At 69.1% G+C, this 25378-nt stretch carries 27 protein-coding genes; 7 read left to right on the forward strand and 20 right to left on the reverse strand.

Annotation, left to right across the window (positions count from 1 at the left end; all coding sequences use genetic code 11):
- Window positions 1–217, reverse strand: a 217-nt coding sequence (locus FFS10_RS23185; RefSeq protein ID WP_212744128.1) for a hypothetical protein, incomplete at its 3' end; no start/stop codon positions are given.
- On the opposite strand from FFS10_RS23185, the gene FFS10_RS12595 reads away from it, so the two are divergent.
- Window positions 216–1364: an alpha-hydroxy acid oxidase gene (locus FFS10_RS12595; RefSeq protein WP_137894823.1), complete on the forward strand. Its 1149-nt coding sequence runs from the start codon at window positions 216–218 to the stop codon at window positions 1362–1364. The two genes, FFS10_RS23185 and FFS10_RS12595, sit on opposite strands and share 2 nt — an antisense overlap.
- Window positions 1365–1378: 14 nt before the next feature.
- Here the strand turns inward: FFS10_RS12595 and FFS10_RS12600 are convergent, their stop codons facing one another.
- Window positions 1379–1975 carry a putative pterin-binding protein gene (locus tag FFS10_RS12600; RefSeq protein WP_137894824.1) on the reverse strand — a complete coding sequence of 199 codons (597 nt, stop codon included), beginning with the start codon at window positions 1973–1975 and terminating at the stop codon, window positions 1379–1381.
- 161 nt (window positions 1976–2136) lie between these two features.
- Here FFS10_RS12600 and dinB point away from each other — a divergent pair, with 161 nt between their 5' ends.
- On the forward strand, window positions 2137–3351 hold the full coding sequence (gene dinB, locus FFS10_RS12605; protein WP_137894882.1) for a DNA polymerase IV: 1215 nt from the start codon (window positions 2137–2139) through the stop codon (window positions 3349–3351).
- Window positions 3352–3367: 16 nt separating this feature from the next.
- Here dinB and FFS10_RS12610 read toward each other — a convergent pair whose 3' ends face one another.
- Entirely contained in the window at window positions 3368–4570 is a 1203-nt protein-coding gene (locus tag FFS10_RS12610; RefSeq protein WP_249931276.1) for a DUF4382 domain-containing protein, read from the reverse strand.
- Window positions 4571–4842: 272 nt separating this feature from the next.
- On the opposite strand from FFS10_RS12610, the gene FFS10_RS12615 reads away from it, so the two are divergent.
- Window positions 4843–5130, forward strand: coding sequence for a hypothetical protein (locus FFS10_RS12615; RefSeq protein ID WP_137894825.1), 288 nt, complete (start codon window positions 4843–4845; stop codon window positions 5128–5130).
- A 12-nt stretch (window positions 5131–5142) separates the two neighbouring features.
- Here the strand turns inward: FFS10_RS12615 and queF are convergent, their stop codons facing one another.
- Genes queF through yaaA form a run of 3 tightly spaced genes read right to left on the reverse strand, consistent with a single transcriptional unit; the run spans window position 5143 to window position 7662 of the window.
- Complete coding sequence (gene queF / locus FFS10_RS12620; protein ID WP_137894826.1) at window positions 5143–5988, reverse strand: NADPH-dependent 7-cyano-7-deazaguanine reductase QueF; 846 nt, start codon at window positions 5986–5988, stop codon at window positions 5143–5145.
- A gap of 28 nt (window positions 5989–6016) precedes the next feature.
- A complete protein-coding gene (locus tag FFS10_RS12625; protein ID WP_137894827.1) occupies window positions 6017–6865 on the reverse strand; it encodes a 2OG-Fe(II) oxygenase in 849 nt (282 codons plus the stop codon).
- Window positions 6866–6885: 20 nt separating this feature from the next.
- On the reverse strand, window positions 6886–7662 hold the full coding sequence (gene yaaA / locus FFS10_RS12630; RefSeq protein WP_137894828.1) for a peroxide stress protein YaaA: 777 nt from the start codon (window positions 7660–7662) through the stop codon (window positions 6886–6888).
- Here yaaA and FFS10_RS12635 point away from each other — a divergent pair.
- On the forward strand, window positions 7661–8383 hold the full coding sequence (locus FFS10_RS12635) for a pseudouridine synthase (protein ID WP_137894829.1): 723 nt from the start codon (window positions 7661–7663) through the stop codon (window positions 8381–8383). The genes yaaA and FFS10_RS12635 overlap by 2 nt on opposite strands.
- Here FFS10_RS12635 and FFS10_RS12640 read toward each other — a convergent pair.
- The 3 genes from FFS10_RS12640 to FFS10_RS12650 form a co-directional block, all read right to left on the reverse strand.
- Window positions 8376–8966: a DUF3501 family protein gene (locus tag FFS10_RS12640; RefSeq protein WP_137894830.1), complete on the reverse strand. Its 591-nt coding sequence runs from the start codon at window positions 8964–8966 to the stop codon at window positions 8376–8378. The genes FFS10_RS12635 and FFS10_RS12640 overlap by 8 nt on opposite strands.
- Window positions 8967–8974: 8 nt before the next feature.
- Window positions 8975–10324, reverse strand: coding sequence for a (Fe-S)-binding protein (locus FFS10_RS12645; protein ID WP_137894831.1), 1350 nt, complete (start codon window positions 10322–10324; stop codon window positions 8975–8977).
- Between the two features lie 84 nt (window positions 10325–10408).
- Window positions 10409–10831 (reverse strand): rubrerythrin family protein, encoded by a 423-nt coding sequence (locus FFS10_RS12650; protein WP_137894832.1) that lies wholly within the window; start codon window positions 10829–10831, stop codon window positions 10409–10411.
- Window positions 10832–11095: 264 nt separating this feature from the next.
- Between FFS10_RS12650 and FFS10_RS12655 the strand changes: the two genes are divergently transcribed.
- The 3 genes from FFS10_RS12655 (at window position 11096) to FFS10_RS12665 (ending at window position 13943) form a co-directional block, all read left to right on the forward strand.
- Window positions 11096–11713 (forward strand): VOC family protein, encoded by a 618-nt coding sequence (locus FFS10_RS12655; protein ID WP_137894833.1) that lies wholly within the window; start codon window positions 11096–11098, stop codon window positions 11711–11713.
- Window positions 11714–12003: 290 nt separating this feature from the next.
- Window positions 12004–13725 carry an FAD-dependent oxidoreductase gene (locus tag FFS10_RS12660; RefSeq protein ID WP_137894834.1) on the forward strand — a complete coding sequence of 574 codons (1722 nt, stop codon included), beginning with the start codon at window positions 12004–12006 and terminating at the stop codon, window positions 13723–13725.
- A gap of 20 nt (window positions 13726–13745) precedes the next feature.
- Window positions 13746–13943, forward strand: coding sequence for a DUF2783 domain-containing protein (locus tag FFS10_RS12665; protein ID WP_137894835.1), 198 nt, complete (start codon window positions 13746–13748; stop codon window positions 13941–13943).
- Window positions 13944–14331: 388 nt separating this feature from the next.
- Here FFS10_RS12665 and FFS10_RS12670 read toward each other — a convergent pair whose 3' ends face one another.
- The 11 genes from FFS10_RS12670 to FFS10_RS12720 are packed head-to-tail and all read right to left on the reverse strand — an operon-like array spanning window position 14332 to window position 25350.
- On the reverse strand, window positions 14332–14859 hold the full coding sequence (locus FFS10_RS12670) for a MarR family winged helix-turn-helix transcriptional regulator (RefSeq protein ID WP_137894884.1): 528 nt from the start codon (window positions 14857–14859) through the stop codon (window positions 14332–14334).
- Window positions 14860–14904: 45 nt separating this feature from the next.
- A complete protein-coding gene (locus tag FFS10_RS12675; RefSeq protein WP_249931277.1) occupies window positions 14905–15891 on the reverse strand; it encodes a Bug family tripartite tricarboxylate transporter substrate binding protein in 987 nt (328 codons plus the stop codon).
- A 36-nt stretch (window positions 15892–15927) separates the two neighbouring features.
- Window positions 15928–16665 (reverse strand): SDR family oxidoreductase, encoded by a 738-nt coding sequence (locus FFS10_RS12680; RefSeq protein WP_137894836.1) that lies wholly within the window; start codon window positions 16663–16665, stop codon window positions 15928–15930.
- Complete coding sequence (locus FFS10_RS12685) at window positions 16662–17465, reverse strand: cyclase family protein (RefSeq protein WP_137894837.1); 804 nt, start codon at window positions 17463–17465, stop codon at window positions 16662–16664. The genes FFS10_RS12680 and FFS10_RS12685 overlap by 4 nt, the downstream gene beginning before the upstream one ends.
- A gap of 1 nt (window position 17466) precedes the next feature.
- Window positions 17467–18720, reverse strand: coding sequence for an SDR family NAD(P)-dependent oxidoreductase (locus tag FFS10_RS12690; RefSeq protein WP_137894838.1), 1254 nt, complete (start codon window positions 18718–18720; stop codon window positions 17467–17469).
- A complete protein-coding gene (locus FFS10_RS12695) occupies window positions 18717–19895 on the reverse strand; it encodes a thiolase family protein (RefSeq protein ID WP_137894839.1) in 1179 nt (392 codons plus the stop codon). The genes FFS10_RS12690 and FFS10_RS12695 overlap by 4 nt, the downstream gene beginning before the upstream one ends.
- Before the next feature lie 15 nt (window positions 19896–19910).
- Entirely contained in the window at window positions 19911–20876 is a 966-nt protein-coding gene (locus FFS10_RS12700; RefSeq protein WP_137894840.1) for a Bug family tripartite tricarboxylate transporter substrate binding protein, read from the reverse strand.
- Between the two features lie 40 nt (window positions 20877–20916).
- Window positions 20917–22530, reverse strand: a complete 1614-nt coding sequence (locus tag FFS10_RS12705; RefSeq protein ID WP_502702867.1) for an ATP-dependent acyl-CoA ligase — start codon at window positions 22528–22530, stop codon at window positions 20917–20919.
- 40 nt (window positions 22531–22570) lie between these two features.
- Window positions 22571–23053: an aromatic-ring-hydroxylating dioxygenase subunit beta gene (locus FFS10_RS12710; RefSeq protein WP_137894841.1), complete on the reverse strand. Its 483-nt coding sequence runs from the start codon at window positions 23051–23053 to the stop codon at window positions 22571–22573.
- Window positions 23050–24381: an aromatic ring-hydroxylating dioxygenase subunit alpha gene (locus FFS10_RS12715; protein WP_137894842.1), complete on the reverse strand. Its 1332-nt coding sequence runs from the start codon at window positions 24379–24381 to the stop codon at window positions 23050–23052. The genes FFS10_RS12710 and FFS10_RS12715 overlap by 4 nt, the downstream gene beginning before the upstream one ends.
- A gap of 6 nt (window positions 24382–24387) precedes the next feature.
- Window positions 24388–25350 (reverse strand): Bug family tripartite tricarboxylate transporter substrate binding protein, encoded by a 963-nt coding sequence (locus FFS10_RS12720; protein WP_137894843.1) that lies wholly within the window; start codon window positions 25348–25350, stop codon window positions 24388–24390.
- Window positions 25351–25378 lie beyond the last annotated feature (28 nt).

Raw genomic sequence — 25378 nt, forward strand, 5'->3', positions numbered from 1 at the left:
TCATGGCACACCACGATCGATCGGACTGGGCGCCGCTCGCATGGGTCTGGTTGGCCGAAGCGCGTATGCTCGCGACTAGACTGGCGACGTAGATCATTTCGTCTACACCCTCTGAAGCAGCGCCAGCCAAATAAATTTCAAAGCCCGACCGGCGGATTTCAATTGCCCGCCACCGGGCCCTGGGTAGGATGCGGCATCCGCAGGAGACAACCACCATGCCCGTCATCACCCACATCGAAGACCTGCGCCTGCTCGCGCAAAAGCGCGTGCCGCGCATGTTCTACGACTACGCCGACTCCGGCAGCTGGACCGAGAGCACCTATCGCGCCAACGAGGCCGACTTCCAGGGCATCAAGCTGCGCCAGCGCGTGGCCGTCAACATGGAGGGCCGCAGCACGCGCAGCACCATGATCGGCCAGGAGGTCGCCATGCCGGTGGCCATTGCGCCGGTGGGCCTGACCGGCATGCAGCATGCCGACGGCGAAATCCTCGCGGCGCGCGCGGCCAAGAAGTTCGGCATCCCGTTCACGCTCTCGACCATGAGCATCTGCTCGATCGAGGACGTGGCCAAGGCCACCGACCGCCACCCGTTCTGGTTCCAGCTCTACGTGATGCGCGACCGCGACTTCATCGAGCGCCTGATCGATAGAGCCAAGGCCGCCAACTGTTCGGCCCTGGTCATCACGCTGGACCTGCAGATCCTGGGCCAGCGTCACAAGGACCTCAAGAACGGCCTGTCTGCCCCCCCTAAGCTGACCCTGCCCAACATGCTCAACATCGCGGGCAAGCCGCGCTGGGCCCTGGGCATGCTGGGTACGCCGCGCCGGCAGTTCGGCAACATCGTGGGCCATGTGAAGGGCGTGGAGAACATGGGCTCGCTCTCGGCCTGGACCGCGCAGCAGTTCGACCCGCGCCTGAACTGGGGCGACGTGGAGTGGATCAAGAAGCGCTGGGGCGGCAAGATCATCCTCAAGGGCATACAGGACGTGGAGGACGCCAAGCTGGCGGTGGACAGCGGCGCCGACGCGCTGATCGTCAGCAACCACGGCGGGCGCCAGCTCGACGGCGCCGAGAGCAGCATCCGCGCCCTGCCGGCCATCGTCGCCGCGGTCGGGTCGCAGATCGAGGTGCACATGGACGGCGGCATACGCAGCGGCCAGGACGTGCTCAAGGCGCGCGCCCTCGGCGCCCGTGGCACCTACATCGGCCGTGCCATGGCCTACGGCCTGGGCGCCATGGGCGAGGCCGGCGTGAGCAAGGCGCTGGAGATCATCCAGCGCGAGCTCGACCTGACCATGGCCTTCTGCGGCCGCACCCAGATCGACCAGGTCGGCAAGGACATCCTGCTACCGGGCAGCTACTGAAGCGGGCCGGCCACCTACCCCGCCCTCTGCACGTCGAGGTGGTAGAGGCCCCAGGGGCACAGCGCGAAGCGTTCGTTGACCGGCTTGGCCGCCATCTCGGCAAAGCGGTCCGCCTCGTACACCGCCCACAGCGGGCCCAGGCTGCCCAGGGTCATGGCCCGCCCATCGAAATGCGTGGCCACGATGAAGCGGTACTTGCGCGCATCGGCCATGCTCATGCTGGCCACGTAGCCGTCCACGGCACGCAGCAGCAGCGTGCTGCGATCGGCCTGGGCCGCGCCGGCGGCCTGGAGCACGTCGGTCAGCAGCGGCCCCCGCAGCAAGTGGACCTTGGCGTCGTACTCCAGCGTGGGGCGGATGCTGACCGCAGGCAAGGCGGCCAGGGCGGCAAAATCGAACACATGCGCCCGGTCGAACCGGATCTTCTGCTTGGCCATCATCTGGTCCAGCGCCTCGTCGATCGGCCCGCGGTTGCCCCGGCCTATGGCACCGGTCACGGTCAGCAGTCCGGGACCGGTGCCGCGGGGGCCGCCGGGGGCGGCGCGCGCGGCGCCCGGCAGCGCGGCGCCGCCGGCAGCGGCGACGAGGAAATGGCGCTTGTGTTTGTTCATCACATCTCCCTGGGTACGGCCTGGGCGGTGGCCCTCAGCCGCCGCCCCATTGTGCCTGCAGGCGCGAGGCGGCGGGGCCCGCCTCTGCGCGCTATGCTTGCCGCGTGAGCACCTCGCCCCCGTCCGCCGACGGCGCCATTCGCCGCATCGCCCACCTCGACATGGACGCGTTCTACGCGTCGGTCGAGCTGCTGCGCTATCCACAGCTCAAGGGGCTGCCGGTGGTGATCGGCGGGGGCCGGCGCCGGGTAGACGACGCGCTGCTGGCACGCCACGCCGGGCTGCCGCTGGACCAGATCCCGGTGGCGGATTTCCCGCTGCTCAAGGACTACACGGGCCGCGGCGTCATCACCACCGCGACCTACGCGGCACGGCCCTTCGGCGTGGGCTCGGCCATGGGCCTGATGAAGGCGGCGCGGCTGTGCCCCCAGGCCATTCTGCTGCCGGTGGACTTCGACGAGTACCGCCGCTACTCGCGCCGCTTCAAGCAGGTCATCACCGAGATCGCGCCGCTGATGGAAGACCGCGGCGTGGACGAGGTCTACATCGACTTCACCAAGGTGCCGGGCGGCCAGCGCGAGGGCGGCCGGGTGCTGGCGCGCCTGATCCAGAAAAGCATCCACGAGGCCACCGGCCTGAGCTGCTCGATCGGCGTCGCGCCGAACAAGCTGCTGGCCAAGATGGCCAGCGAGTTCAACAAACCGAACGGCATCTCCATCGTCCTGCCCGAGGACCTGCAGACCCTGATCTGGCCCCTGCCCTGCCGCAAGATCAACGGCGTGGGCCCCAAGACCGATGCCAGGCTGCAGGCCCTGGGCATACAGACCATTGGCGAGCTGGCCGCGCGCGAGCGCGCCTGGCTGGTAGCCGAGTTCGGCCCCAGCTACGGCGCCTGGCTGCATGAGGCGGCCTGGGGGCGCGACGAGCGGCCGGTGGTGACCGAGAGCGAACCCGTGAGCATGAGCCGCGAGACCACCTTCGAGCGCGACCTGCACGCGGTGCATGACCGGGCCGAGCTCGGCGCGGTCTTCACCCAGCTGTGCGAGCAGGTCGCGGCCGACCTTCAGCGCAAGGGCTACGTGGGGCGGACCATAGGCATCAAGCTGCGCTACGACAACTTCCAGATCGTCACGCGCGACCAGACCATCTCCCAGTTCACGGCCGACGCCGCCACCCTGCGCCGCGTGGCGGGCCTGTGCCTCAAGCGCGTGGACCTGACGCGCCGGCTGCGCCTGCTCGGCGTGCGCGTGGGCTCGCTGGCCAAGGCCGCGGAGGTGGCCGCGCGGCCGCCCTCCGCAGAAAAAAAGGCCCCCGACCGAGTTCATCGGTCGGAGGCCCCCGCCCAGCAGGCGGCGCAAACGCGGGAACTCTTCTAGGCCGGCCCTGCCAGCCTCAGGGCGACGGGGACAGGACGAAGTCCTGCGCGATGTCGCCAGACAGCGCGATCACACCGGTGGTCTGTGTCAGGTAGCCCTGGGCCTTGGCCTCGAAGCTGTACTTTCCGGCCACAGCGCCGTCTGCCGCGAACGCCAGCGCCGCGCCACCGGCGTAGGGTGCCCTGATCGGCGCCGCGAGCGGCAGGCTCAGCGCGTAGCCCCCCGTGGCGCCCGTGATCTGCGAGGCCACCTGGATGGTCGGACCTCCCGTCAGCGCCTGGGTCGCACGCACCGTCGCACCGGCCACCGGCACGCTGCTGCCCGTGGTCACCGTGCCGCTCACGCTGGCCACGGCGGACGAGGCGGGGGCGATCGGCGCCGCCACCGGATTGAGCGCCGTGGTGCCCGTGGTCACAGGCACGCCCGTGACCGCGGCCGTCTCGCGCGCGGCTGCGGCCACGACCACCGAATAATTGCTGTTGGGCAGCACCACGAGACGGAACTTGCCGTCGGTCGTCCCAGGCGTGGTTCCGCGCACCCGCGTGCCGTCGGTCAGCTGAGCCGTCACGAGCGTGCCGCTGTTGGCGATGTTCGTGGCGACATAGCCCTCGATGGCCGTCAGGATCGGGATCACCGAGATCACCGGCTTGAGGTTGTATTTGCCCGGACTGCCCGTGGCCACCACCGACTTGCAGGCGTCGAAATCGAGCGCCACATCGGCGGTCTGGCCCGCGGGAACATTGAAATGCGCCTGCAGCTTCAGGCCGCTTTGCGTACCGCTGGGCGTGTCGAGCGCCACGGTGCTGCCCCCGGTGGGCTGCACGGCATTGGCCAGCGGCGCGCTGCCCGTGTTCTCGGACAGCACGAGGCGGATCTGCTGGTAGTCACCCGCGGGCAGATCGGTGTTGCCCAGTTCCTCCAGCACGCCATTGGTCAGATCGAGCAGATCGATACGGCGCGCCGGCGAAAGCACGATCTCGCTCCACCCCGCTTCGGCGTCGCCGGCGCTGCTGCTCTGGTGCACGCGGACCCTCTCGACCGTGACGTAGACATGGTCGTAGCCGCAGGACGGCGCATCGGTCAGCGCGACACGCAGGGTGCCCGTGCCCCCCGACCCGCCGCCGCCGCAGGCGGCCAGGGTGGCCGCGGTCAACCCAGCCGCGAGCCAGCGCCACGGCGCCATACCTACCAAGCCACGCATTCCGGTCTTTTCGTTCATACCGCCTCCATTTTTTGCATAAGGTGAAAGATGGGGCGATGCTAGGCGGGCGGCCCGGGCAGAAAGTTACTGGACGTAACTTCGTCTCCGGCAAAGCCGCATCGGGCCCTCATCGGTGCCAAGGGATGGACGGCCCGCTGCGCCGGCGATACGTTTTGTATCAATCCACGCAGTCCCTCGCATCTCGCTGGTTGCGCAGGACTTCAGCCCGGGGCCCGCGTTGACGGAAACTTACCCAAAGCTTACATTGAAGCCTCGTACCGGAGACCGCCATGACACCCCGTCTCACCCTGGCCGAGCTGCAACGCATCAAGCAATGGCATGTGGACCACCGAGCGCAGCACCCGCTCGAGTACCACCTCTGGGACGCGGTCCTGACCGTGTGGCTGCTGGGATGGACGGGCTGGCTGCCCGCCCTGGTGCTGGACGAGGCCTGGGCCCTGCCCCTGTGCCCGATAGCCATCCTGAGCCCGGCCCTCTACGTGGCCTGGCGCGCTCGTGCCCACATGATGCGGCGCGTTCGCTGCGACTGGCTGAGCGGCCCCGGCCAGGGCCGGTGAGCTGGCCCCGGGCTACTGGCGGGCGGTGCGCACCGGCAGCGGCATGGGTCCGGGGTGGCTGGTGCGAAAAGGGCTGATGTCCAGGCCGCCGCGGCGGGTGTAGCGCGCGTAGACCGTGAGCTGGGCCGGCTTGCAGCGCGTCCACAGGTCCATGAAGATGCGCTCCACGCATTGCTCGTGGAACTCGTTGTGGTTGCGGAAACTCACGATGTACTGCAGCAGGCCCGCCTGGTCGATCTGCGGGCCGCTGTAGCGGATCTGCACGCTGCCCCAGTCGGGCTGGCCGGTCACCAGGCAGTTGCTCTTGAGCAGGTTGCTGACCAGCACCTCGCTGACCGGCTGCTCGGCGAACGCCGCGCTCAGCAGCTCGGGCGCGGGCTGGTAGCGCGTGCACTCCACGTCCAGCCGGTCCAGGTTCAGGCCGTCGAGCTCGTGGATGGGCTCGCGGTCGAACAGCTCGGGCAGCACCAGGTTCACGCCGACCTGCGAGCGTACCGGCCCGCCCTGCCAGGCGGCGGCGCTGATGTCGGCGCGGATGCGCTGGCGGACCTCGTCGGCGCTCGCGAACCTGGTGTTGTTGAAGCTGTTGAGGTAGAGCTTGAACGACTTGCTCTCCACCAGATGGCTGCTCTCGCAGGGCACGGTGATGTGGGCCAGCGCCACCTGGGGCTTGCCGCGCGGGTTCAGCCAGCTGAGCTCGAAGGCGGTCCAGAGGTCGGCGCCGAAGAACAGCGGCGTGCCGCCGATGCCGATCTCGGCACGCTTGGGGGCACGGGGGATGGGGAACAGCAGGCCCGCGTCGTACTGGTCGACATAGGGCGAGGCCTTGCCAAGCTGGGAGTGTTCGGGCAGGTTCATGGGGACCTCATGAGGTTCGCGCTTGCGCTCAGACAAATTCGCGCTCGCGCAGCCACTTGGTGGCGATCCATTTCTCTCCGGCCAGCACCGGCGCGCCGCCGTGCAGGGTGCGCGTGGACGGGTGCGGCCGCTCGTAGCTGAAGAACACGGCGTTGCCGCGCCGCGGCGCGACCGCAAGCTGCAACTCGGGGAACACCGTGGCCCCGCCCTTGTCGGGCTCGCCCAGGTAGATCACCAGGGTGGCCACGCGCTGGCCGCCGCGGCGCAGAATGGTCGGCGTGCCGGGCTGCTGCGGGTCGAAGTAGTCGTGGTGCGGCTTGTACTCGGCGCCGGGCCGGTAGCACAGCACCTGCAGGCCCTCGCCGTTCTCCTGCGGCCAGCGCAGCAGCCGGGCGATGCGCGCCTCGATGCGCGCCACCAGCGGGCTCTCGGCGCGGGTGAAGAACATGCCTTCGCTGGTGCGGTCCTCGTTGACCTCCTCGCCGTCGCTGGCCATGGCCACCGTCAGCGAGCGGCTCAGGCGCGGCCGCGCCGCCGCGATCAGGGCCTCGCACTCGGCGTCGTCGAGCAGGCCGCCGAACACCACGATGCGCGGCTGCGCCAGGCTGGCCAGCACCGCCACGCGCCGGTCGCCCGCGTCCAGGCACAGCGGCTCGTCGTCGAGGTCGGGCTCGGGCACCGCCACGGCCGGCGGCAGGCCCTGGGCCTGGGCCCGGGCCTCCAGGTGGTCGCGCAAGCTGTCCTCCATGGCCTGCACGGCCACGTCCTCGTCCCAACCCGAGGCGCGCATGGATTGCAGCACCGCTTCGGCGCTGTGCCCGGCCTCGGCCTGCGCCACGATCCACTGGCGCAGCTCGGGGGTGATCTGTTGGGTCATGGCGGCCTCCTGCACCGGCCTCAGGCCGCCTGCCGGCGGCGAAACACCAGCCGGTCGGGCTCGGAGGCGGCCGTGTCGAAGGCATAGCCTTCCAGGTCGAAGCCCTCCAGCTTGCTGGGCGTGGTCACGCGGTGCTGGATGGCGTAGCGCGCCATCAGGCCGCGCGCGCGCTTGGCGTGGAAGCTGATGATCTTGTACTTCCCGCCCTTCCAGTCCTCGAACACGCATTCGATCACGCGTGCCCGCAGCCGCTTGCGGTCCACCGACTTGAAGTACTCCTGCGAAGCCAGGTTGACGACCACCGGCGAACGGTCCTCGGCCCGCCTGGCGTTGAGGTGCTCGGCGATCTGCGGGCCCCAGAAGCGGTAGAGGTCGGTACCCTTGTCGTTTGCCAGGCGGGTGCCCATCTCGAGCCGGTAGGGCTGCATCAAGTCGAGCGGCCGCAGCACGCCATAGAGGCCGCTGAGGATGCAGACATGGTCCTGCGCCCATTCGAGCTCGCGCGGCTTGAGGCTCCTGGCGTCCAGACCCTCGTAGACGTCGCCATTGAAGGCCAGCACGGCCTGCTTGGCGTTCTTCGCCGTGAATTTCGGGCTCCAGGCTTGGTAGCGCGCCACGTTGAGCGCCGCGAGCTTGTCACTCAGGCTCATGAGCTCGGCGACCTGCTGCGGCGAGTACTGCCTGAGCAGCTCAATGAGCTCGGCCGACTGGCGGGTGAACAGGGGCTGGCTGTGCGGCAGCTCGCCGGCGGGGGTGTCGTAATCGAGCGATTTGGCGGGGGACAATAGAAACAACATGCTGAACATCCTGTACCAGGACGATTATCTTGCAGCGGTGGACAAGCCGCCGGGCCTGCTGGTGCACCGCAGCGGCCTGGACGCGGGCGAGACCCGCTTTGCCCTGCAGCTGCTGCGCGACCAGCTCGGCCGGCCGGTCTGGCCGGTGCACCGGCTCGACAAGGGCACCAGCGGCGTGCTGCTGTTCGCGCTTGACGCCGAAACGGCGCGCCGGCTGGGGGCCGCCTTCGAGGCCGGTGCGGCACTGCGCAAGACCTACCGGGCCGTGGTGCGCGGCTGGCCGGCTGCCGAAGGCCTGATCGACCACCCGCTCAGGCGCCTGGCCGATGACGCGCGTGCCGGGCGCGAGGAGCTGCAGGAGGCCCGCACGCGCTACCGCCGCCTGGCCCGCCACGAGCTGCCGCTGGCGCAGGGCGCCTTCCCGGGCACGCGCTGCGCCCTGGTCGAGCTCGAACCACTGACGGGCCGGCGCCACCAGCTGCGCCGCCACCTCAAGCACATCGCCCACCCCCTGATAGGCGACGCCACGCACGGCAAGGGGGCGCTCAACCGCGCCGTGGCAGGGCTGCTGGGCCTGCAGCGCCTGTGGCTGCACGCGCTGCGGCTGGAGCTCGTCCATCCGCACAGCGGCGCGGCACTCACGATCACGGCCAAGCCCGGACCGGAATGGGCGCTCTGGGACCGCTACGGGGTCGGCGCGCCCGAGCCTCCGCTCAGCTGAGGTCGCCAGCCAGCGAGGCCAGCGCCTCGGCCGGGATGCTGACATGGGCCGGGTAATGCGAATGGTCGCAGCCAAGCTTGACGGCGGCGCCGGCCTTGACCGAGGCGCGCATGGCCGGACCGAGCTCGAAGCGCAGGAAATGCACGGCCGAGGTCTTTTCGGGGGTCGAGCGCTCCAAGTCCTCGTCGGCGATGGCGTAGACCCGCTCCTGGCCCTCGACCTCGACGAACATGCGGTGCTCCACGCCGACCAGGCGCGCGAGCTCGCGCTGGCGCTCGTTGACGTCGACATACTCGATCATCAGCGTGGCCTTCCAGTTGCCGCCGTTGGGCACCAGTGGGGCGTAGGCCTCGATCTCCTGGTCTATGCCCTCGTCCTCGAAGATCTTCTCCACGCGCAGCATCTCCTGGATCTGGTAGCGCATGGACAGCTCGCTCTCGAACTGCACCCTCATGTGCTCGCCCAGGTGCACGCTGCGCAGCTGGCGGTGGGCCATGACCTCGGGCTTGTGCTGCTTGCGCCACTTGCTGTAGGCCTCCAGGGTCATGAGGCTGTCGCGGGTGATTTTTCCGGTGATCTGCATGCTTGCCTTCATTTCAATCCATAGGCCTTGCGCACCAGGGTGAGCGGGTGGTTGAGCTCGGGCGCGCCCAGCTGGTTGACCTCGAAGCCCTGGGCGATGTGGTGGCCGCCCAGCGGGCAATCGGAGCTGATGTAGTCGGGCTTGGCGCCGTCCTTCATCTGGGCCATGGCCTTGAACACCGGCTTGCCGATCTTCATCGCGGTCTGGTGGTGTGCCTTCTTGACGCCGAAGGTGCCGGCGTGGCCCGAGCAGCGCTCGACGGTGTTCACCGTGGTGCCCGGGATCATCTTGAGCATCTCCTCGGTCTTCTTGCCTATGTTCTGCACCCGGCCGTGGCAGGGGATGTGGTAGCTCACCTGGCCCAGCGGCATGGCGAACTCGGTCTTGAGCAGGCCGTCCCGCTTGCGCGCCATGAAGTACTCGAAGGGGTCCCACATGGCCTCCTTGACCAGCTGCACCTCGGCGTCGTCGGGGTACATCAGCGGGATCTCCTGCTTGAACATCAGCGCGCAGCTGGGCACGGCGGCCAGAATCGCGTAGCCCTGCCGGGCGTACTTGACGAGCACCGGGACGTTGGCCTCCTTGCTGGCGCTCACCGAGGCCAGGTCGCCGAGCTCGAGCTTGGGCATGCCGCAGCATTTCTCCTTGCTCACCAGCTCGTAGGGAATGGCGTTGTGGTCCAGGATCTTGAGCAGGTCGTGGCCTATGCCGGGCTCGTTGTAGTTGATGAAGCAGGTGGAGAAGATCACCACCTTGCCCGGCGTGCGCTCGCCGTTGCGCACCTCGCCGGCAGCGGCCTTGGGCGCACTGCTGCGGAACTTGCGCGTGGCCAGGGCTGGCAGCCAGGCATTGCGGTCCACGCCCGCCAGGCTCTCGAGCACGCTGCGCATGGCCTTGGTCTTGTTGACCGCGTTGGCCACCTGCACCACGACCGGGATGCCGGCGAACTGGCCGTGCACGTCGGTGGAGGCCAGGAAGCGCTCGGCCGCCTTGACCTCGCCCTTCTCGAACTTGATGGCCTTGGCGCGCAGCATGGTGTGCGGGAAGTCCAGGTTCCAGGGGTGCGGCGGCACGTAGGGACACTTGGTCATGAAGCACAGGTCGCACAGGTAGCACTGGTCGACCACCTTCCAGTAGTCCTGCTTGGCCACGCCGTCGACCTCCATGGTCTGGCTCTCGTCGACCAGGTCGAACAGGGTGGGGAAGGCGCCGCACAGGCTGACGCAGCGGCGGCAGCCGTGGCAGATCTCGAAGATGCGCTCCAACTCCTTGAGACAGGAGGCTTCGTCATGAAACTCGGGGTTCTTCCAGTCGAGCGGATGCCGGGTGGGCGCTTCCAGGTTGCCTTCTCGCGACATGGCGTTTCTCCTCTGTCAACCGCGCATCGGACGGGCGCTGTGCATTGGGCGCTCGTTCGAGCGCCCAACACGCAGGGCCCGCCGTCAGTCGACGAGCTCGCCCAGCGCCTTGGTGTAGCGGTTGGCGTGCGAGCGCTCGGCCTTGGCCAGGGTCTCGAACCAGTCGGCGATCTCGTCGAAGCCTTCCTCGCGCGCGGTCTTGGCCATGCCAGGGTACATGTCGGTGTACTCGTGGGTCTCGCCCGCGATGGCCGAGGCCAGGTTCTGGCGGGTCGGGCCTATCGGCAGGCCGGTCGCGGGATCGCCCGACTGCTCGAGGAATTCCAGGTGGCCGTGGGCATGGCCGGTCTCGCCTTCTGCCGTGGAGCGGAACAGCGCCGCCACATCGTTCTGGCCTTCCACGTCGGCCTTGTTGGCGAAATAGAGATAGCGGCGATTGGCCTGCGATTCGCCGGCGAAGGCGTCTTTCAGGCACTGCTCGGTGCGCGAGCCTTTGAGTGCTGCCATGGGGTTCTCCTAGAAGGGTTGAACAAGCTGCCACTGAACCCCGGCCCCGGGCCGGGGGAATTTCAAGAGTAGCCACTACAGCATGGGCCGTCTAATTGGCTGCGTCAATCCAGTTCATTGCCCATGGCTATCGGACACACCAGGTCGGTAAGGCTTTTTTATGCAAGCACAAAAAGCATCGCCAGGCTTTGCTCGGAATCAATGATTACGTTATAGTAAACCAATTACGAATTAGTAAATCATCAAGCCTTTCAGGAGAAGTCCATGGCCATCGCCCGCCAAGACCTGCCCGCGCCAGCCCCCATCCGGCAACTGCACCACTACGCCTACCGCGCCAGGGACGCCGAGGAGACGCGCCATTTCTACGAGGACATCCTGGGCCTGCCGCTCTACCACATCATCCAGAGCGACCACGTGCCCAGCACCGGCGAGTACTGCCCCTACACGCATTTCTTCTTCCGCCTGCAGGACGGCTCCTTCATCGCCTTCTTCGACCTGGGCAACGACGAGGCCGCCCTGCCCTCGCCCAACACGCCCCTGTGGGTCAACCACATCTCGTTCCGCGTCGACTCGCTGCAGGCGCTCGAGGACATGAAGGCGCGGCTCGAGGCCCATGGCATCGAGGTGCTGGGCATCACCGACCACCATGTCTTCGACAGCATCTACTTCTTCGACCCCAATGGTGTGCGGCTGGAGCTGACCGCCCAGCGCGCCGACGAGTTCCAGATGCTGCAGGAAAGCCGGACCGCCCACGCGCGCCTGGCCGAATGGACGGCGCGCAAGCAACAATGGCGTCAGGAGCACGCCGCCGGCAAGGCCCCCGAGGTGCTGAAACCACAGCAAAATGACCGGCCAAAGTACGCGAAAAAAGCCCAGGAGTAGGGCCTGCTCACACTGTTTTTGCCAGATGCGTTGCGGATCAAAAAGGCCATGCGCAAGGCGCGAAACGCAGCCGGGGTCGGGCCCCGGCGATGTTTCGCAACGCGGCGCATGGCCTTTTTGGCCGCAACCCGAAGGGCACGTGGTTAAAAGCGCGCCACTCGTTGTTGCACTCCTAGCCCAGGCGGCCAGCCTGGGCGTCGTCGCGCGCCTAGATTGGCGCGCTTTTAACCACGTTCGCACTGGCAAAAACAGTGTGAGCAGGCCCTAAGCCACGCAGGAGACCGCCCATCATGCAGGAGACCCCCGCCGCCGCCCCGGCCTACGCCGCGGTGAGCTTCACCAACGGCTACGAATTCACCGCCGGATCGGGCTACCAGCTGCCCGAGTACCCCTTCTCCCCGCCGCCCGAGTTGAGCTCGGGCGAGCTGCGCCGCCACCCCATCGTGATCGTGGGCGCCGGCATCACCGGCCTGACCCTGGCCTGCTCGCTGGCGCGCCTGGGCCAGCCTGCCGTGCTGCTGGACGAGGACAACAGCGTGGGTGTCAAGGGCGCCTCCTCGCGCGGCATCTGCTACACGCAGAAATCGCTCGAGATCTTCGACAAGCTCGGCATCTACGAGCGCATCGCAAAGAAGGGCGTGCAGTGGAGCGTGGGCCGCACCTTCGCAGGACAGGACGAGGTCTACTCCTTCGACCTGCGCCAGCAGGACAGCTTCCACCTCTCGAGCCAGCCGCCGTTCATCAACATCCAGCAGTTCTACATCGAGGGCTACCTGGTCGAGCGCATCTACGAGCTCGGCGGGGTGGACCTGCGCTGGCAATCGCGCGTCACCGGCTTCGAGCAGAACGAGGCCTGCGCCACGCTGACTGTGGAGACCCCGGCCGGCAGCTACCGCCTCGAGGCCGAGCATGTGATCGACGCCAGCGGCTCGCACACGCCCTTCCACGCCTGGGCCGGCGCCACCATGCAGACCAAGCGCGGCGACGACCGCTGGTGCATCGCCGACGTGCGCTTCACCAAGCACCCGCCGGTGGAGCGCCACACCTGGATCGAGGCGCCGTTCAACGACGACCGCGCGGTCTGGCAGCACCTGATGGCCGACGATGTCTGGCGCATCGACTACCAGATGCCGCCCAATGCCGACCCGGCCTACGTGAGCCGCGAGGACGTGGTGCGCGAGCGCCTGCAGCGCCAGTTCGGCCCCGACTGCGAGATCGAGATCGTCTGGGTCGGCCCCTACGCCTACCGCAGCCAGTGCCTGGACGCCTTGCGCATCGGCCGCGTTTTCTTCATGGGCGACACGGCCAAGGTGGTCAGCCCCTTCGGCGCGCGCGGCGGCAACACCGGCGTGGCTGACGCCGACAACCTGGCCTGGAAGCTCGCCGCCGTGCTGCGCGGCCGCGCCGCCCCGGCCCTGCTGGACAGCTACAACGACGAGCGCCTGGAGGCCGCGCAGGAAAACGTCTGCGTGACCAACCGCACGGCGCGCTTCCTGCGCCCGGCCGACGGCATCGAGCGTAGGTTCCGCTGCGCTGCCATCGGTCTGGCCAGGCAGTTCCCGTTCGCGCGCCAGCTCATCAACACCGGCCGCATGGCGGTGGCCAACCGCTACACGCGCTCGCGCATCTGCGAGGCCACGGGCGGACAGTCGGTGCAGAACGTGGCCTTCGACTGGGCCGACGGTGGCAAGGGCCGGGTCAACGACCTGCTGCGCTGGGCCGACGGCGACCTGCTGCTGCTGGCCTTCAGCGACCTCGGCGGGGCAGCGCTGCAGCGCCTGCGCCAGCTCGCCGCCCACGCCCCGCTCAAAACCGTGCAGGTGCTGGGCACCGAGGACCGGCCCCAAGCGCGCGAGCATGTGCGCGACCCGCAGGGCCACCTGCAGGCGGCCTGCCATGTGTTCGGCCATGCCTGGGCCCTGGTGCGGCCCGACGGCTATCTGGCCGCCACCGGCGAGGCCGTGGACAGCGATCTGGTCGCGGCCGTGGAAAAGTCGCTCGGCCTGGCATGAGACGCGAGAAGGAAGACGCGATGAAAATCACCCCCCATTTCCAGGATGCCGACGGTTTCTACGAGCAGCTGCTCGACGCCCATGCAGGCCTGTCGCCGCAGGATTCCGAGCTGTTCAACGCCCGCCTGATCCTGCTGCTGGCCAACCAGGTCGGCGACGCCCGCGTGCTCAAGGAATGCATAGAGGCGGCGCGGCAGTTCGACACCGCGAGCGCCTGAGCCGGCACTCATACCGACTTGCGATCAGAAGTACAAGAAGAAGTCAGAAGTCCCTCGCTGCGTCGAGTAAGGCGGGGAGGGCGGGCGAACGGCTCCGTTCATGTCCCCCGACGAGGGCGTGCCGCCCTCGTCTCCTCCTTGACTTCACTGCGCCGTTCACCCGCCCTCCCCTTCGGGTCCACCACCGCTCCCGCGCCATCGCTTCGCACACCACGACGTCGGCTGGAGCGCTGCGGCGCGGTGTCGTGTGCAGTGAAGTCAAGGAGGAGGCGACGGCCAAAGGCCGGCGCCGGGGGACATGAACGGAACACGGCACCGCGTCGCAGCGCGATGAGGCTATCTCAATGAATGCAAGACCGTATGAGCCCGCGCGAGGCGGGGGTCGCGCTCAGGCCCCCTTGGCCTCGCCCATGGCGGGCGCGAGCTGCACGCGCAGCTCGCCCAGGTGCGCATGCAGGCGCTCGAGCGTGTCCTGGTCGAGGCCGCCGAACATCTGCTGCAGCCAGCGCGCATGCTGGCCCGCCATCACGAAAAAGGACGCACGCCCCCTGGCCGTGAGGCTGACGATCCAGGCGCGACGGTCGCTCGCGCTGCTGCGGCGCGCCACCAGGCCCTCGCGCTCGAGCTCCACGGTCAGGCCCGTGACGTTGCCGCCCGTCACCATGAGCTGGCGCGAAAGGTCGCGCATCCTCAGGCCTTCGGGATAGCGGTAGAGCTGGGCCAGGTAGTCGAAGCGCCCCAGCGAGATCGAAAACTCGGCGCGCAGGCGGCGGCGGATCTCGTCCTGGATCTCGGTCGTGCAGGCCAGCAGGCGCAGCCAGAGCTTGAGCGTGGCGTGGTCGCTGTCGCGCACGCGGGTCTCCAGGCCCAGGGCCTGGGCCTTGCGTGGAAGCTCGCGCGACGCTGTGTGATCCATGGCCTCGTCCTCCGGTCCGCGCTCTGCCAGCTCCATGTCGCCTCCTCAATCGACCCGAATCCGGCGCGCCCTGACCACCGGGCCAAACAGCGCCACCTCCTCCTGCACCAGGGCCTTGACCTCGGCCGGGCTCATGGCCACGGCGTCGGCCCCGACCTCGGCGAAGCGCGCCTTGATCGCCGGCTGGACCAGCAGGCGGTTGATCTCGCGGTTCATGCGGCTCACGTGCGCCGCGGGCATGGCGGCCGGCGCATAGACGGCGAAGGGCGCGTTGACGTAGACCTTGCCCGAACCCTCCTCCTCGAGCGTGGGCGCGCTGGGGTAGTTGGCCGTGCGCTGGCGGCTGGCCACGCCCAACAGCTTGAGCTTGCCTGCCTTGACGCTCTGGAACACCGTGCCCGGCGCGAACGCGAAGTCGATCTGGCCGGCCATCACGTCCTGGATCGCCGGGGCTGCGCCGCGGTAGGGAATGTGGGTGGCGAACAGGCCGGTGTTCTGCTTGAACAATTCACCCGCGATGTGGGGCGTGGTGCCGTTGCCGGCCGAGCCGTAGCTCAGCTTGCCCGGGTGGGCCCTGGCGTAGGCCACGAGCTCCTTCAGGCTGCCGGCCGGCAGGGTCGGTCGCGTGATCAGGAACAGCTGGGTGTTGGCCAGCAGCGCCACATGCTGCAGGTCCTTGGCGGGGTCAAAGGGCATGCGGTCGAACATCAGCGGGTTGACCGATTCGACGGTGGTCACGTTGACCATGAAGGTGTGCCCGTCGCCGCCGCTGCGCAGCAGCTCCATCGCCGCCAGGTTGCCGCTGGCGCCGCCGCGGTTGTCGATCACCACAGGCTGGCCCAGCGCCTCGCCGAGCTGCGGCGCCAGCATGCGCGCCATGACGTCGGCCAGGCCGCCGGGCGGGAAGGCCACCACCAGGCGCACCGGCTTGGCTGGCCAGGGCGCCGTCTGTGCCAGCGCCCCGGCCGCCGCCAGGCCCAGCGCGGCCAGCAGCAGGCAGCGGCGCATCGTTCGCAGGACAGAGGATTTCATGTTGCTTCCTTCCTAGGGGTTGAGAGGGCCGCGCATTCAGAGCGCGAGGCTGCCGACGCTGGTGCCGCCGCAGACGTAGAGCACCTGGCCGGTGACGAAGCTGTTGGCCGGGTCGGCGAAGAAGCCCACGGCGCGCGCCACGTCGGCCGACTCGCCGAGGCGGCGCACGGGCACGGACTGGGCCAGCTGGCGCTCCTTGTCGCTGCCCTGCTCGACCACGTCGTAGAACATGTCGGTGCGGATCGGGCCGGGCGCCACCACGTTGACCGTGATGCCCTCGGGCGCGAGCTCCAGCGCCCAGGTGCGCGCCATGCCCAGCATGCCGGCCTTGGTGGCCGAATAGCTGGTGCGCGTGGCCAGGCCCAGCGCCGCGCGCGAGGACAGCAGCACCACGCGGCCGAAGCGCTGCTGCCGCATGCGCGGCAGCGCGGCCTGCAGCAGCTGGATCGCGCAGCCCAGGTGCAGGTCGACCAAGGCGTCCAGATCGTCGAGCTTCACGTCCGGCAGCAGGGCCGCCCGGATCACGCCCGCGTTGTGCACCAGCGTGCTCACCTCGTGGCGCGCCACCATCTCGCGCACCGCCTCGCCGGTGGCGGCGCGGTCGCTCAGGTCGACTTCGATGCTGTGCAGCCTGGGGTGGTCGATCTCGGTGCGCCGGCGCGCGAGCGAGACCACCTCGTAGCCCTGGGCCAGCAACTGCTCGCAGATCACCTTGCCTATGCCTGCGCTGCCGCCGGTGACGGCCGCGACCTTGGGGGGATGCGCCGCGCTCATGCCGGAGCTCCGACCAGGGCCAGCACGCGCAGCGGGCTGCCGCTGCCCTGCTGGATCTTGAGCGGCGCGCTGAGGACGACCGCGCCGGTGGGCGGCAGCTGGTCCAGGTTGGTCAGGCATTGCAGGCCGTACTTGCCGGCGCCGTGCATCAGCGAATGGCAGGGATAGGGCGGGCGCAGGTGATAGCCCTGGCCGGCGTCCGTGCCTATGGCCTCCGAGCCGAAACCCAGCACATCGCGCTGCTCGACCAGGAAGCGCACGGCCTCGGTGCTGGGCCCGGGCGTGTGCTGGCCCGTGGCGTCGAAATTCTGGAAGGCCTCGGCGTCCCGCTGCCGGGACCAGCGGTGCGACCAGTCGGTGCGCATCAGCACCCAGGCGCCTGACGGTATGCGGCCATGGGCCTGCTCGAAAGCCGCTATGTCGGCCACCGTCATCAGGTAGTCGGGGTCGGCCTCGGCCTGCTTGGAGCAGTCGATCACGCAGGCCGGCGCGACGAAATGCTGCACCGGTATGGTGTCCACCGCGTTGTGGGGCAGGTCGCGGCCCGAGATCCAGTGGATGGGCGCGTCGAAATGGGTGCCGGTGTGCTCGCCGCAGGAGAAGTTGTTCCAGTACCAGCCGGGGCCGCGTTCGTCGTAGGCCGAGATCTGCTCGACACGAAACGGCTGGCACTGCCCCATCTCGGGCGGCAGGGCGATGGCGGGGAACTCGGGCGCTAGGGTCTGCGTGAGGTCGACCACGCGGACGCTGCCGCTGGCCAGCGCGGCCACCAGGCCGCTGAGGATGGTGTTGTCGCTCATTTCAAGAACCTCCTGCCGCGAGCTCGCGCTCGAGCACCTTGGGGTTGTCGCGCCAGCGGCTCAGCCATTCCTGGGCCACGTCGCCCGGGTAGACGTCTTCGATGCCGTCCTGCAGCGCGCGCACGATGCTCGACGCCAGTGCGGAAGGCGCGAGCTTAGGCGGCGGCAGGCTCTGGTTCCACTCGTCGTCCACCGGCCCGGGGAAGACGTTGAGCACGCGTATGCCGGCGGGCCGCATCTCGGCGCGCAGGCACTGGGCCAGCGACAGCGCCGCGGCCTTGGAGGCCGAGAAGGTGCCGTGCGGCGGAAAGTTGGCCAGCGCATAGACCGACAGCAGGTTGACCCAGGCCGTGGCATGGGCCACGCCGTCGGCCGCCCTGCCCCTGAGCGCCGGCCCGAAGGCCTGGGCCAGGCGCAGCAGGCCGAAGTAGTTGACCTCCATCTCGGCCTTGGCGACGTCGGTGCCGCGGCGCGCGGCGATGCCGAAGCCGCGGTGCAGCTCGGCCGTGTTGACCAGGATGTCGACCTTGCCGCCGATCTCGCCGGCGAGCTCGCCCACCGAGCGCTCGTCGCTCACATCCAGCGGCACCAGCGTGACCTGGGGCAGCGCCGCCAGCTCGGCCAGGCCCGGCAGCTTCTTCCAGGGCTCGGCGTGGCCGACCCAGACGATGTCGGCCCCGGCCTTGACCAGGGCACGCGCCACGGCCTGGCCCACGGCGGTCTTGCCGTCGGTGACCAGCGCCTTGCGGAACTTGGGGTCGCTGCCCATCTCGCGCAGCATCTTGTCGTCAGCCATATGGGGTGTCTCCTTCTCGGGAAATCCGATCAGCACCGCGCTGCCCGCGCGGTCCAGCCGCGCGCCCACGCGCACGCGCTGCGGCGCCGGGCCGACCTCGCTGTGCAGGTGCACCATCACGCTCGGTCCGGCGTCCAGCCGCACCATGCCCAGCCGCCAGGGCAGGCGCTCGCGGAAATAAAGGTCGTTGCTGTGGTCCAGCCGGGTTTCGGCCAGCAGCTCGCCGGCGCCCGACTGCGGCCGCCAGCGCAGCCACTCCGAGACGCAGCAGTGGCAGGCCTCGCGCGGGGGGTACTGCACGGCGCCGCAGTCCTCGCAGACCTGCAACTCGAAGCGGCCTTCCGCGGCCGCCGCCGTGAGGCCCAGGGCCACGCGGCCGCGCGCGCCGGGTGGCAGGTTGATCTGGGGCGTGCGCAGAACCGGGTTCTTGCGCGGGGGACGGGGCATGGGGATGCTCATTCCGGCCTCCCCAGGATCACGGCGCCGGTGCACAGGCAGCGGTCGTAGGTCACCATGCCGAAGCCGCCCACCAGGCCCAGCCGGGCCTCGGGCACGGCGCGCGCGCCGGCCTGATCGGTGAGCTGGCGCAGGGTTTCGGTCAAGCCGAGGAAGCCGCCGGCCGCGCCGGCCTGGCCGGCCGAGAGCTGGCCGCCGCTGGTGTTGTTGGGGAAATCGCCGTCGCGCGTCAGGCGGTGCGCACGCACGAAGGCCGGGCCCTCGCCCTTGTCGCAGAAACCCAGGTCCTCGAACTGCATCATCACGATCACGGGGTAGTCGTCGTAGGTCTGCACGAAGTCGATGTCGGCCGGCTGCACGCCGGCCATGGCGTAGAGCTCGTTGCGGTCCACCCGCCAGCCGCCGCGCAGCATCACCGGGTCGTCGGCGTAGGCGTTGTGGCGCTCGATGGCGCCGCGCAGCAGGGCGTGCGGCAGGGCCAGCGCGCGCGCGCGCGCCTCGCTCATCACCAGGAAGGCTTCGGCGCCCGCGCAGGGCATCACGCAGTCGAACAGATGGATAGGGGCCGAGATGGGCTTGGCCGCCAGGTAGTCGTCCAGCGACAAGGCCTTCTTGAACAGCGCGTTCGGGTTCTTCAGCGCGTTGCTGCGCTGGGCCACGGCGATGCGGCCGAAGTCCTCGCGCGTGGCGCCGCAGCGGCGCATGTAGTGGTCGGTGATGAAGGCGAACATCGAATTCGGGCCGCCCGCGCCGTAGGGGTAGGTGGCGTCGCGCGCGAAGTCGCTGAAGCTGCCCAGCGTCTGGCGGAAGGAGTCGACATGGTTGGTGTCGGCGCCGATGCAGGCCACGATGTCGGCGTCGCCCGCCTGCACCGCGCGCGCGGCGCGGCGCAGGGCCATCACGCCCGAGGCGCCGCCGGTGGGGAGATGGTCCAGCCAGCGCGGCGACAGCCCCAGGTGCTGGGTCACGCCCACGGCCGTGTCGGGCGCGAGCGAGAAGCTGCTGACCGTGAGGCCGTCGATCTGCGCCTTGGCCAGGCCCGACTGCTGCAGCAGCGCCTGCACCGCGCGGCCGATGAACCAGTGCGCGCCGCGCGTGCTGTAGCGCTCGTAGGGCACGGTGACGGGCACGGCCACGGCCACGCCGTCATAGCCTTTGCGTCCTTGAAGAGGGGCCATCGCCGGCGCTTCCGTTCACTCGACCCGGATGCCCGCGCTCTTGATGATGCGCGCGAACTTGACCTGGTCGTCCCTGATGGTCTGGGCGAACTGCTCGGGCGTGCCGGCCACCACCGTCATGCCCACGCCCGTCAACAGCTCGCGGGTTTCGCGCAGCTGCAGGATGCGCACCAGCTCCTGGTTGAGCTTGGCCAGGATGGCCCGGTCCACGCCGGCGGGGGTCACGAAGCCTATCCAGGTCACCAGGTCCACGCCCGGCGCGCCGGCCTCGGCCAGCGTCGGCACCTCGGGCAGCAGCGGGCTGCGCTGGCGGCTGGTGACCGCCAGCGGCCGCACCTTGCCAGCCTTGAGGTGGGGCATGGCCGGGCCGAGCGCGTCGAAGATCACCGGCACGGTGCCGCCGACCGCGTCGGTCATGGCCGGGGCGCCGCCCTTGTAGGGCACGGCCAGCAGGTCGGCACCGGTGCTGGCCTTGAAGACCTCGCCGGCCACCTGGGCCGGCAGCGCGCCATGGGCGTAGGCCAGCTGGCCGGCGCGCGTCTTGGCCAGGGCCAGCAGGTCCTTGACGCTGTGCGCCGGCACGGCGGGGTGCACCGCCAGCACCATGGGCATGGTGATGGCCAGGGTCACCGGCGCGAAGCTGCTCACCGGATCGTAGGGCAGCTTGGCATAGAGGGCCTGGTTCATCGCCAGCGTCGAATCGATGGCCACGAACAGGGTGTAGCCGTCGGGCGCGGCCTTGGCCGCGGCCTCGGCGCCGATCACGGTATTGCCGCCGGGACGGTTGTCCACCAGCACCGGCACCTTCCAGCTCTCGCCCAGGCGGGCGGCGACGGTGCGCGCCACCAGGTCGCTGCCGCCGCCCGGCGGAAACGGCACGATGATGCGTATGGCCCGACTCGGGTAGTTGTCCTGGGCCCAGGCTGTCAGGGACAGCAAGGCGGCCCACAGCAGCACGACGAGGGTTCGGATCGGGTTCATGCGGACATCTCCTGTACGGATAAGAAAAGGGTGAGCAGCCTCAGCGCGCCAGCTTGTAGCCGGCGGCTTCACGGTCCCAGGTGCGCTCGGTCACGCCGCGCTCGCGCAGCTTGAACTTCTGCACCTTGCCGTTCTCCGTGGCCGGCAGCTGGGCCAGGTATTCGACATAGCGCGGCACGGCGAAATAGGCCATGCGGGTTTCGCAAAAACGCATCAGCTCGGTCTCGTCCAGCTGGGCGCCCTCGCGCAGCACGATGGCGGCCATGGCCTCGTCCTCGGCCATCTCACTCTTGACCGGGAACACCGCCGCGACCTCGATCGCCGGATGGCTGAGCAGCACCTGCTCGACCTCGTAGGACGAGATGTTCTCGCCGCGCCGGCGGATCGCGTCCTTGAGCCGGTCCATGAAGCTGAAGTAGCCGTCCTGGTCGCACACCACCCGGTCGCCGGTGTGGAACCACAGGTTGCGCCAGGCCTCCACGGTCTTGTCGGCCATGCCGAAATAGCCGGAGGCAAAGGCGAAGGGCTCGCTGGCGCGCAGCAGCAGCTCGCCCGGCTGGCCGCGCGGGACTTCGTTGTCCTCCCCGTCGACCACGCGCGCCTCGAAGCCCGGGCGCAGCTTGCCCATGGTGCCCGGCCGCTGCTCGGGCAGTTCGGCGCCGATGACGAAGTTGGTCTCGGTCGAGCCGTAGCCGTCGAGCAGCTGCAAGCCGAAGCGCTCGCTGAATTCAGAGTGGAACTGCGGCGGCACGCCTGGGGCCAGGGCGATGCGCACGCGGTGCGCCCGGTCCTGCGGCGTGGCGGGCTTGGACAGCAGGATGGGCACCATGGCGCCGAGCACATAGGTGACCGTGGCCTGGTGCCGGGCCAGCGAGGCCCAGAACGCCGAGGCCGAGAAGCGCTTCTCGACCACCAGGGTCGAGCCGCTGAGCAGCGCCTGGAAGAAGGCGTTCATGGCGTTGGTGTGGAACAGCGGCAGCGTGGTCAGCAGCACCTCGCCTTCGCCCAGGCCCAGCAGCATGCCGCTGTGCGCGCCCCACCAGAAGAACTGCGCGTGCGGACAGCACACGCCCTTGGACAGGCCCGTGGTGCCCGAGGTGTAGAGAATGGCCAGCGTGTCGCCGGGGCGCACCGGCGCCGCAGGCGTGCAGGCCTCGGGCTGCGCCGTCGGGAAGGCCGTGCAGCGCGGGTCGGCGCCCGCGGCCGGCTCGGCGCCGACCAGCCAGATGGCCTCCAGCGGCAGGCGCCCCGCGTCCAGCCCCTCCAGGGCCTGCACCGCCTGAAGCCCCTCGCCCTCGGTCACCAGCAGGCGGGCGCCGGAGTTCGTCAGGATGTGGCGCAGCTGCGCCCCGCGCGACGCGGTGTTGATCGGCACGGTGACAGCGCCTATCCAGGCGCAGCCCAGGAAGATCTGCATGAACTCGGCCCGGTTGGAGCACAGCAGGGCGACGCGGTCGCCAGCACCCACCCCCGCCGCGCGCAGCGCCGCACCGTAGGCTTGCGCCTGTCGCAGGGCCTCGGCGTAGCTCCAGCGCACTTCGCCGGCGGCGAACAGCAGGCGGTCACCGAAGCGCCGGGCCTGCCGCTCCAGCATCAGAGGCAGGCTGCGATCCTGCGGGGCGAAGGCATCGGCAAGCGCGGTCAACATGTCCATGGGTAATCCTGACAGGGGGCGGTTTGGCGGGAACGAAGCCTCACATGAAGAGCTGGATGTTGCCGAAGGCCGCATCGCAGTTGACCAGGTCGACGCGCTTGAGCCGCATGCGCAAGCCGCCTTCCTGGCGCACCAGGGTATGGGTGGCCCAGCCCGCGTAAAGCGTCTGCTCGTCGCGCCGGGCTTCGAAGTAATGGAAGGCGGTGCGGCAGGTGTAGACGCCGCTCTCGTCGTCGCGCGTGCTCACCACGGGCTGCTGCAGCAGGTGGTGGCAGCGGCTGGTGGGCTGCTGCGAGTAGGTGCGCGCGCCGTGCAGGCGGGCGATGCGCACCTGCAGCAGCAGCTTGTCCTCGTAGAGCAGGGAGGCATGCAGCCTGGGGTCGGTCTGGCCATGGGCCAGCGGCATCCAGTAGCGGCCGTCGTCCGTGAACAGCGCCAGCCAGTCGTCGAAGCGCAGCTCGTCGAGCAGGCTGGCCTCGGCGACGATGAAGTCGATCAACTGCTGGTTCGTGGGCTGGCTCATGCCTTCGCTCCTTCGCTCATGCTGGCGGTCATGAAGCGGACCCAGGCGCGCATCTGGCTGCGCATCTGCCATTCGTTGGTGCCGTTGGTCACCACGTTGGCCTGGCCCCGCTCCGCGGGGTCGTACAGGCGGCCCACGTTGATCCACTGCGAGCCGCGCGAATGCAGGCCCTGCTGGGCGCGCTCGTACATTTCCAGGTCGTCGTGGCCGACCACCGAGGTGGGCGCGTTGACCAGGCGGTTGTACATGAGGGTGCGCTCCAGCAGCAGGTCGGGCGCGCCTACCAGCCGGAAGGTCCAGCTCTCGACCAGCGTCTTGTCCACCGCCAGCGGCTTGAAGATGCGCAAGGTCTGTATCGGCCCCTTGACCATGATGTTGGGAAAATACACCGTGTTGTGGCGTATGTCTTGCAGGATCCGGCGCGCCCTCTCCTCGCCATGGGCTGCGACCATGCTTTCCCAGTAGCCCGGGGCGGGCGAGTAGGCCGCATGGATGGAATCGCTGACGCCGGTGTGGCCATGCCCGTTGTCCCACACGCGTATGCCCATGTTCTCGAAGAACTCGTAGGGGCTGACGAAGGGCGCAAACAGCTCCACCGCCATGGGCTTGGGCGTGCCCTCGGGCGCCTGCTCCCAGACCTTGACCGCGGTGCCGGCCGAGGACTCGTGCGCCACCATGGGATGGCAGGTGTCGGTCTGGTTGTCCACCAGCATCTTCCAGTTGCAGTGGTGCATGTAGCGCATCACGCCGCCGGCCACCTCCAGCCGTCCCTCGGGCGAGCGGTCGACCATGTTGTCCAGCGTGGAGAGCGAGGCGCCGAAGAACGCCTCGAAACCCAGGCCCTCGGGGTTGAGACGGCAGAAGACGAAGTCGCGGTAGACCTGCACGGCGCCGACGCTCGCCATGCCACGGCTGGCTTCGCAGGACTCGAAGCCGGTGTTGTCGTAGCCCTTCTTCAGCGGAATGGACAGCAGCTTGCCGTCGGTGCGGAAGGTCCAGGCATGGTAGGGGCAGCGGAAGAACTTGCCGGTGTTGCCGCAGCCCTCGGGGGCGATTTGCACGCCCTTGTGCGGGCAGCGGTTGTACAGCACCTTGATGCTGCCGTCGGTGTGGCGCACCATCACCACGGGCTGGTCGCCCACCGTGGTGCCGAAGTGGTCGCCGGCCTTGGGCACCTGGCTGGCATGGCCCACGTAGACCCAGGTGTTGGCGAACAGGTGCGCCATCTCGAGGGCGAAGACTTCCTCGTCGATGTAGCAGTCCTTGTGCACCTCGGTGTCGCGCACCAGGGCCGCCACCGCCCTCGGATTGTTCTGGTACTTGGCCATGACGCCTCAATCGAGCTTGATGTTCGCGGTGCGGATCACGCGGCTCCAGCGCTCGCGCTCCTGTGCGGCATAGCGCGCCGATTCGGCCGGCGTGGTGGGCAGGGGCTCGATGCCCAGCACCTGCATGCGCGCCTTGATCTCGGTGCTGTTGAGCGCCTCGTTCAGCGTCCTGTTCAGCAGCGCCACCGTGGCCGGCTTGGCGCCGGCGGGCGCCACCAGCGCCTGCCAGGCATAGGCCTCGAAGCCGCTCAGGCCCTGCTCGATCAGCGTGGGCACCTCGCCCATGGTCTTGAGCCGCTGCGCGCTGGCCACGCCGATGGCGCGCACCTTGCCCGAGCTGATGAAGGCGCCGCCGCTGGAGGTGTCTACGAACATGAACGGCAATTGCCCGCCCACCAGGTCGGCGATCGCCGGGGCCGCGCCGCGGTAGGGCACATGGCTCAGCGTCAAGCCGGTCTGGGCGCGAAACAGCTCGGTGACCAGGTGGTGCGGGCTGCCCGCGCCGGGACTGCCATAGCTCATTCCCTTGGGGTCGCTCTTGGCCCAAGCCAGGAATTCCCCGAGGTTCCTCACCGGCGCACTCGGGTGCACGACCAGCACCAGCGGAAAGCGGGCGATCATGCCCACGGGCGTGAAGTCCTTGTCCGCGCTGTAGCTGAGCCGGCTGTAGAGGAAGGGATTGGCCGCCAGGATGGCCGAGTCGGCCGTGAACATCAGGTGCTCGGCGTCCCTGGCCTTGGCCACGTAGTCGGCCGCGATGTTGGCGCCCGCGCCGGGCTTGTTGCTCACGAAGACCGGCCGGTTCAGGCTGCGCCCCATGGCTTCGGCGAGCATGCGCGCCACGGCATCCGAGCCGCCGCCGGGCGCGTAGCCCACCACCCATTCGATGGGCTTGCCGTCGCCCGGCGAGGCCATGACCACCAGCGGAAACATGGCCAGCGCGATGCACATCAAGAGTCTCAAGATCATGGCGGTTCTCCCGGGTGAGGAAAAGAGG

The sequence above is a fragment of the Ramlibacter sp. 2FC genome (assembly GCF_005503345.1).
In the GTDB taxonomy this organism is placed as follows: Bacteria; Pseudomonadota; Gammaproteobacteria; order Burkholderiales; family Burkholderiaceae_C; genus SCMQ01.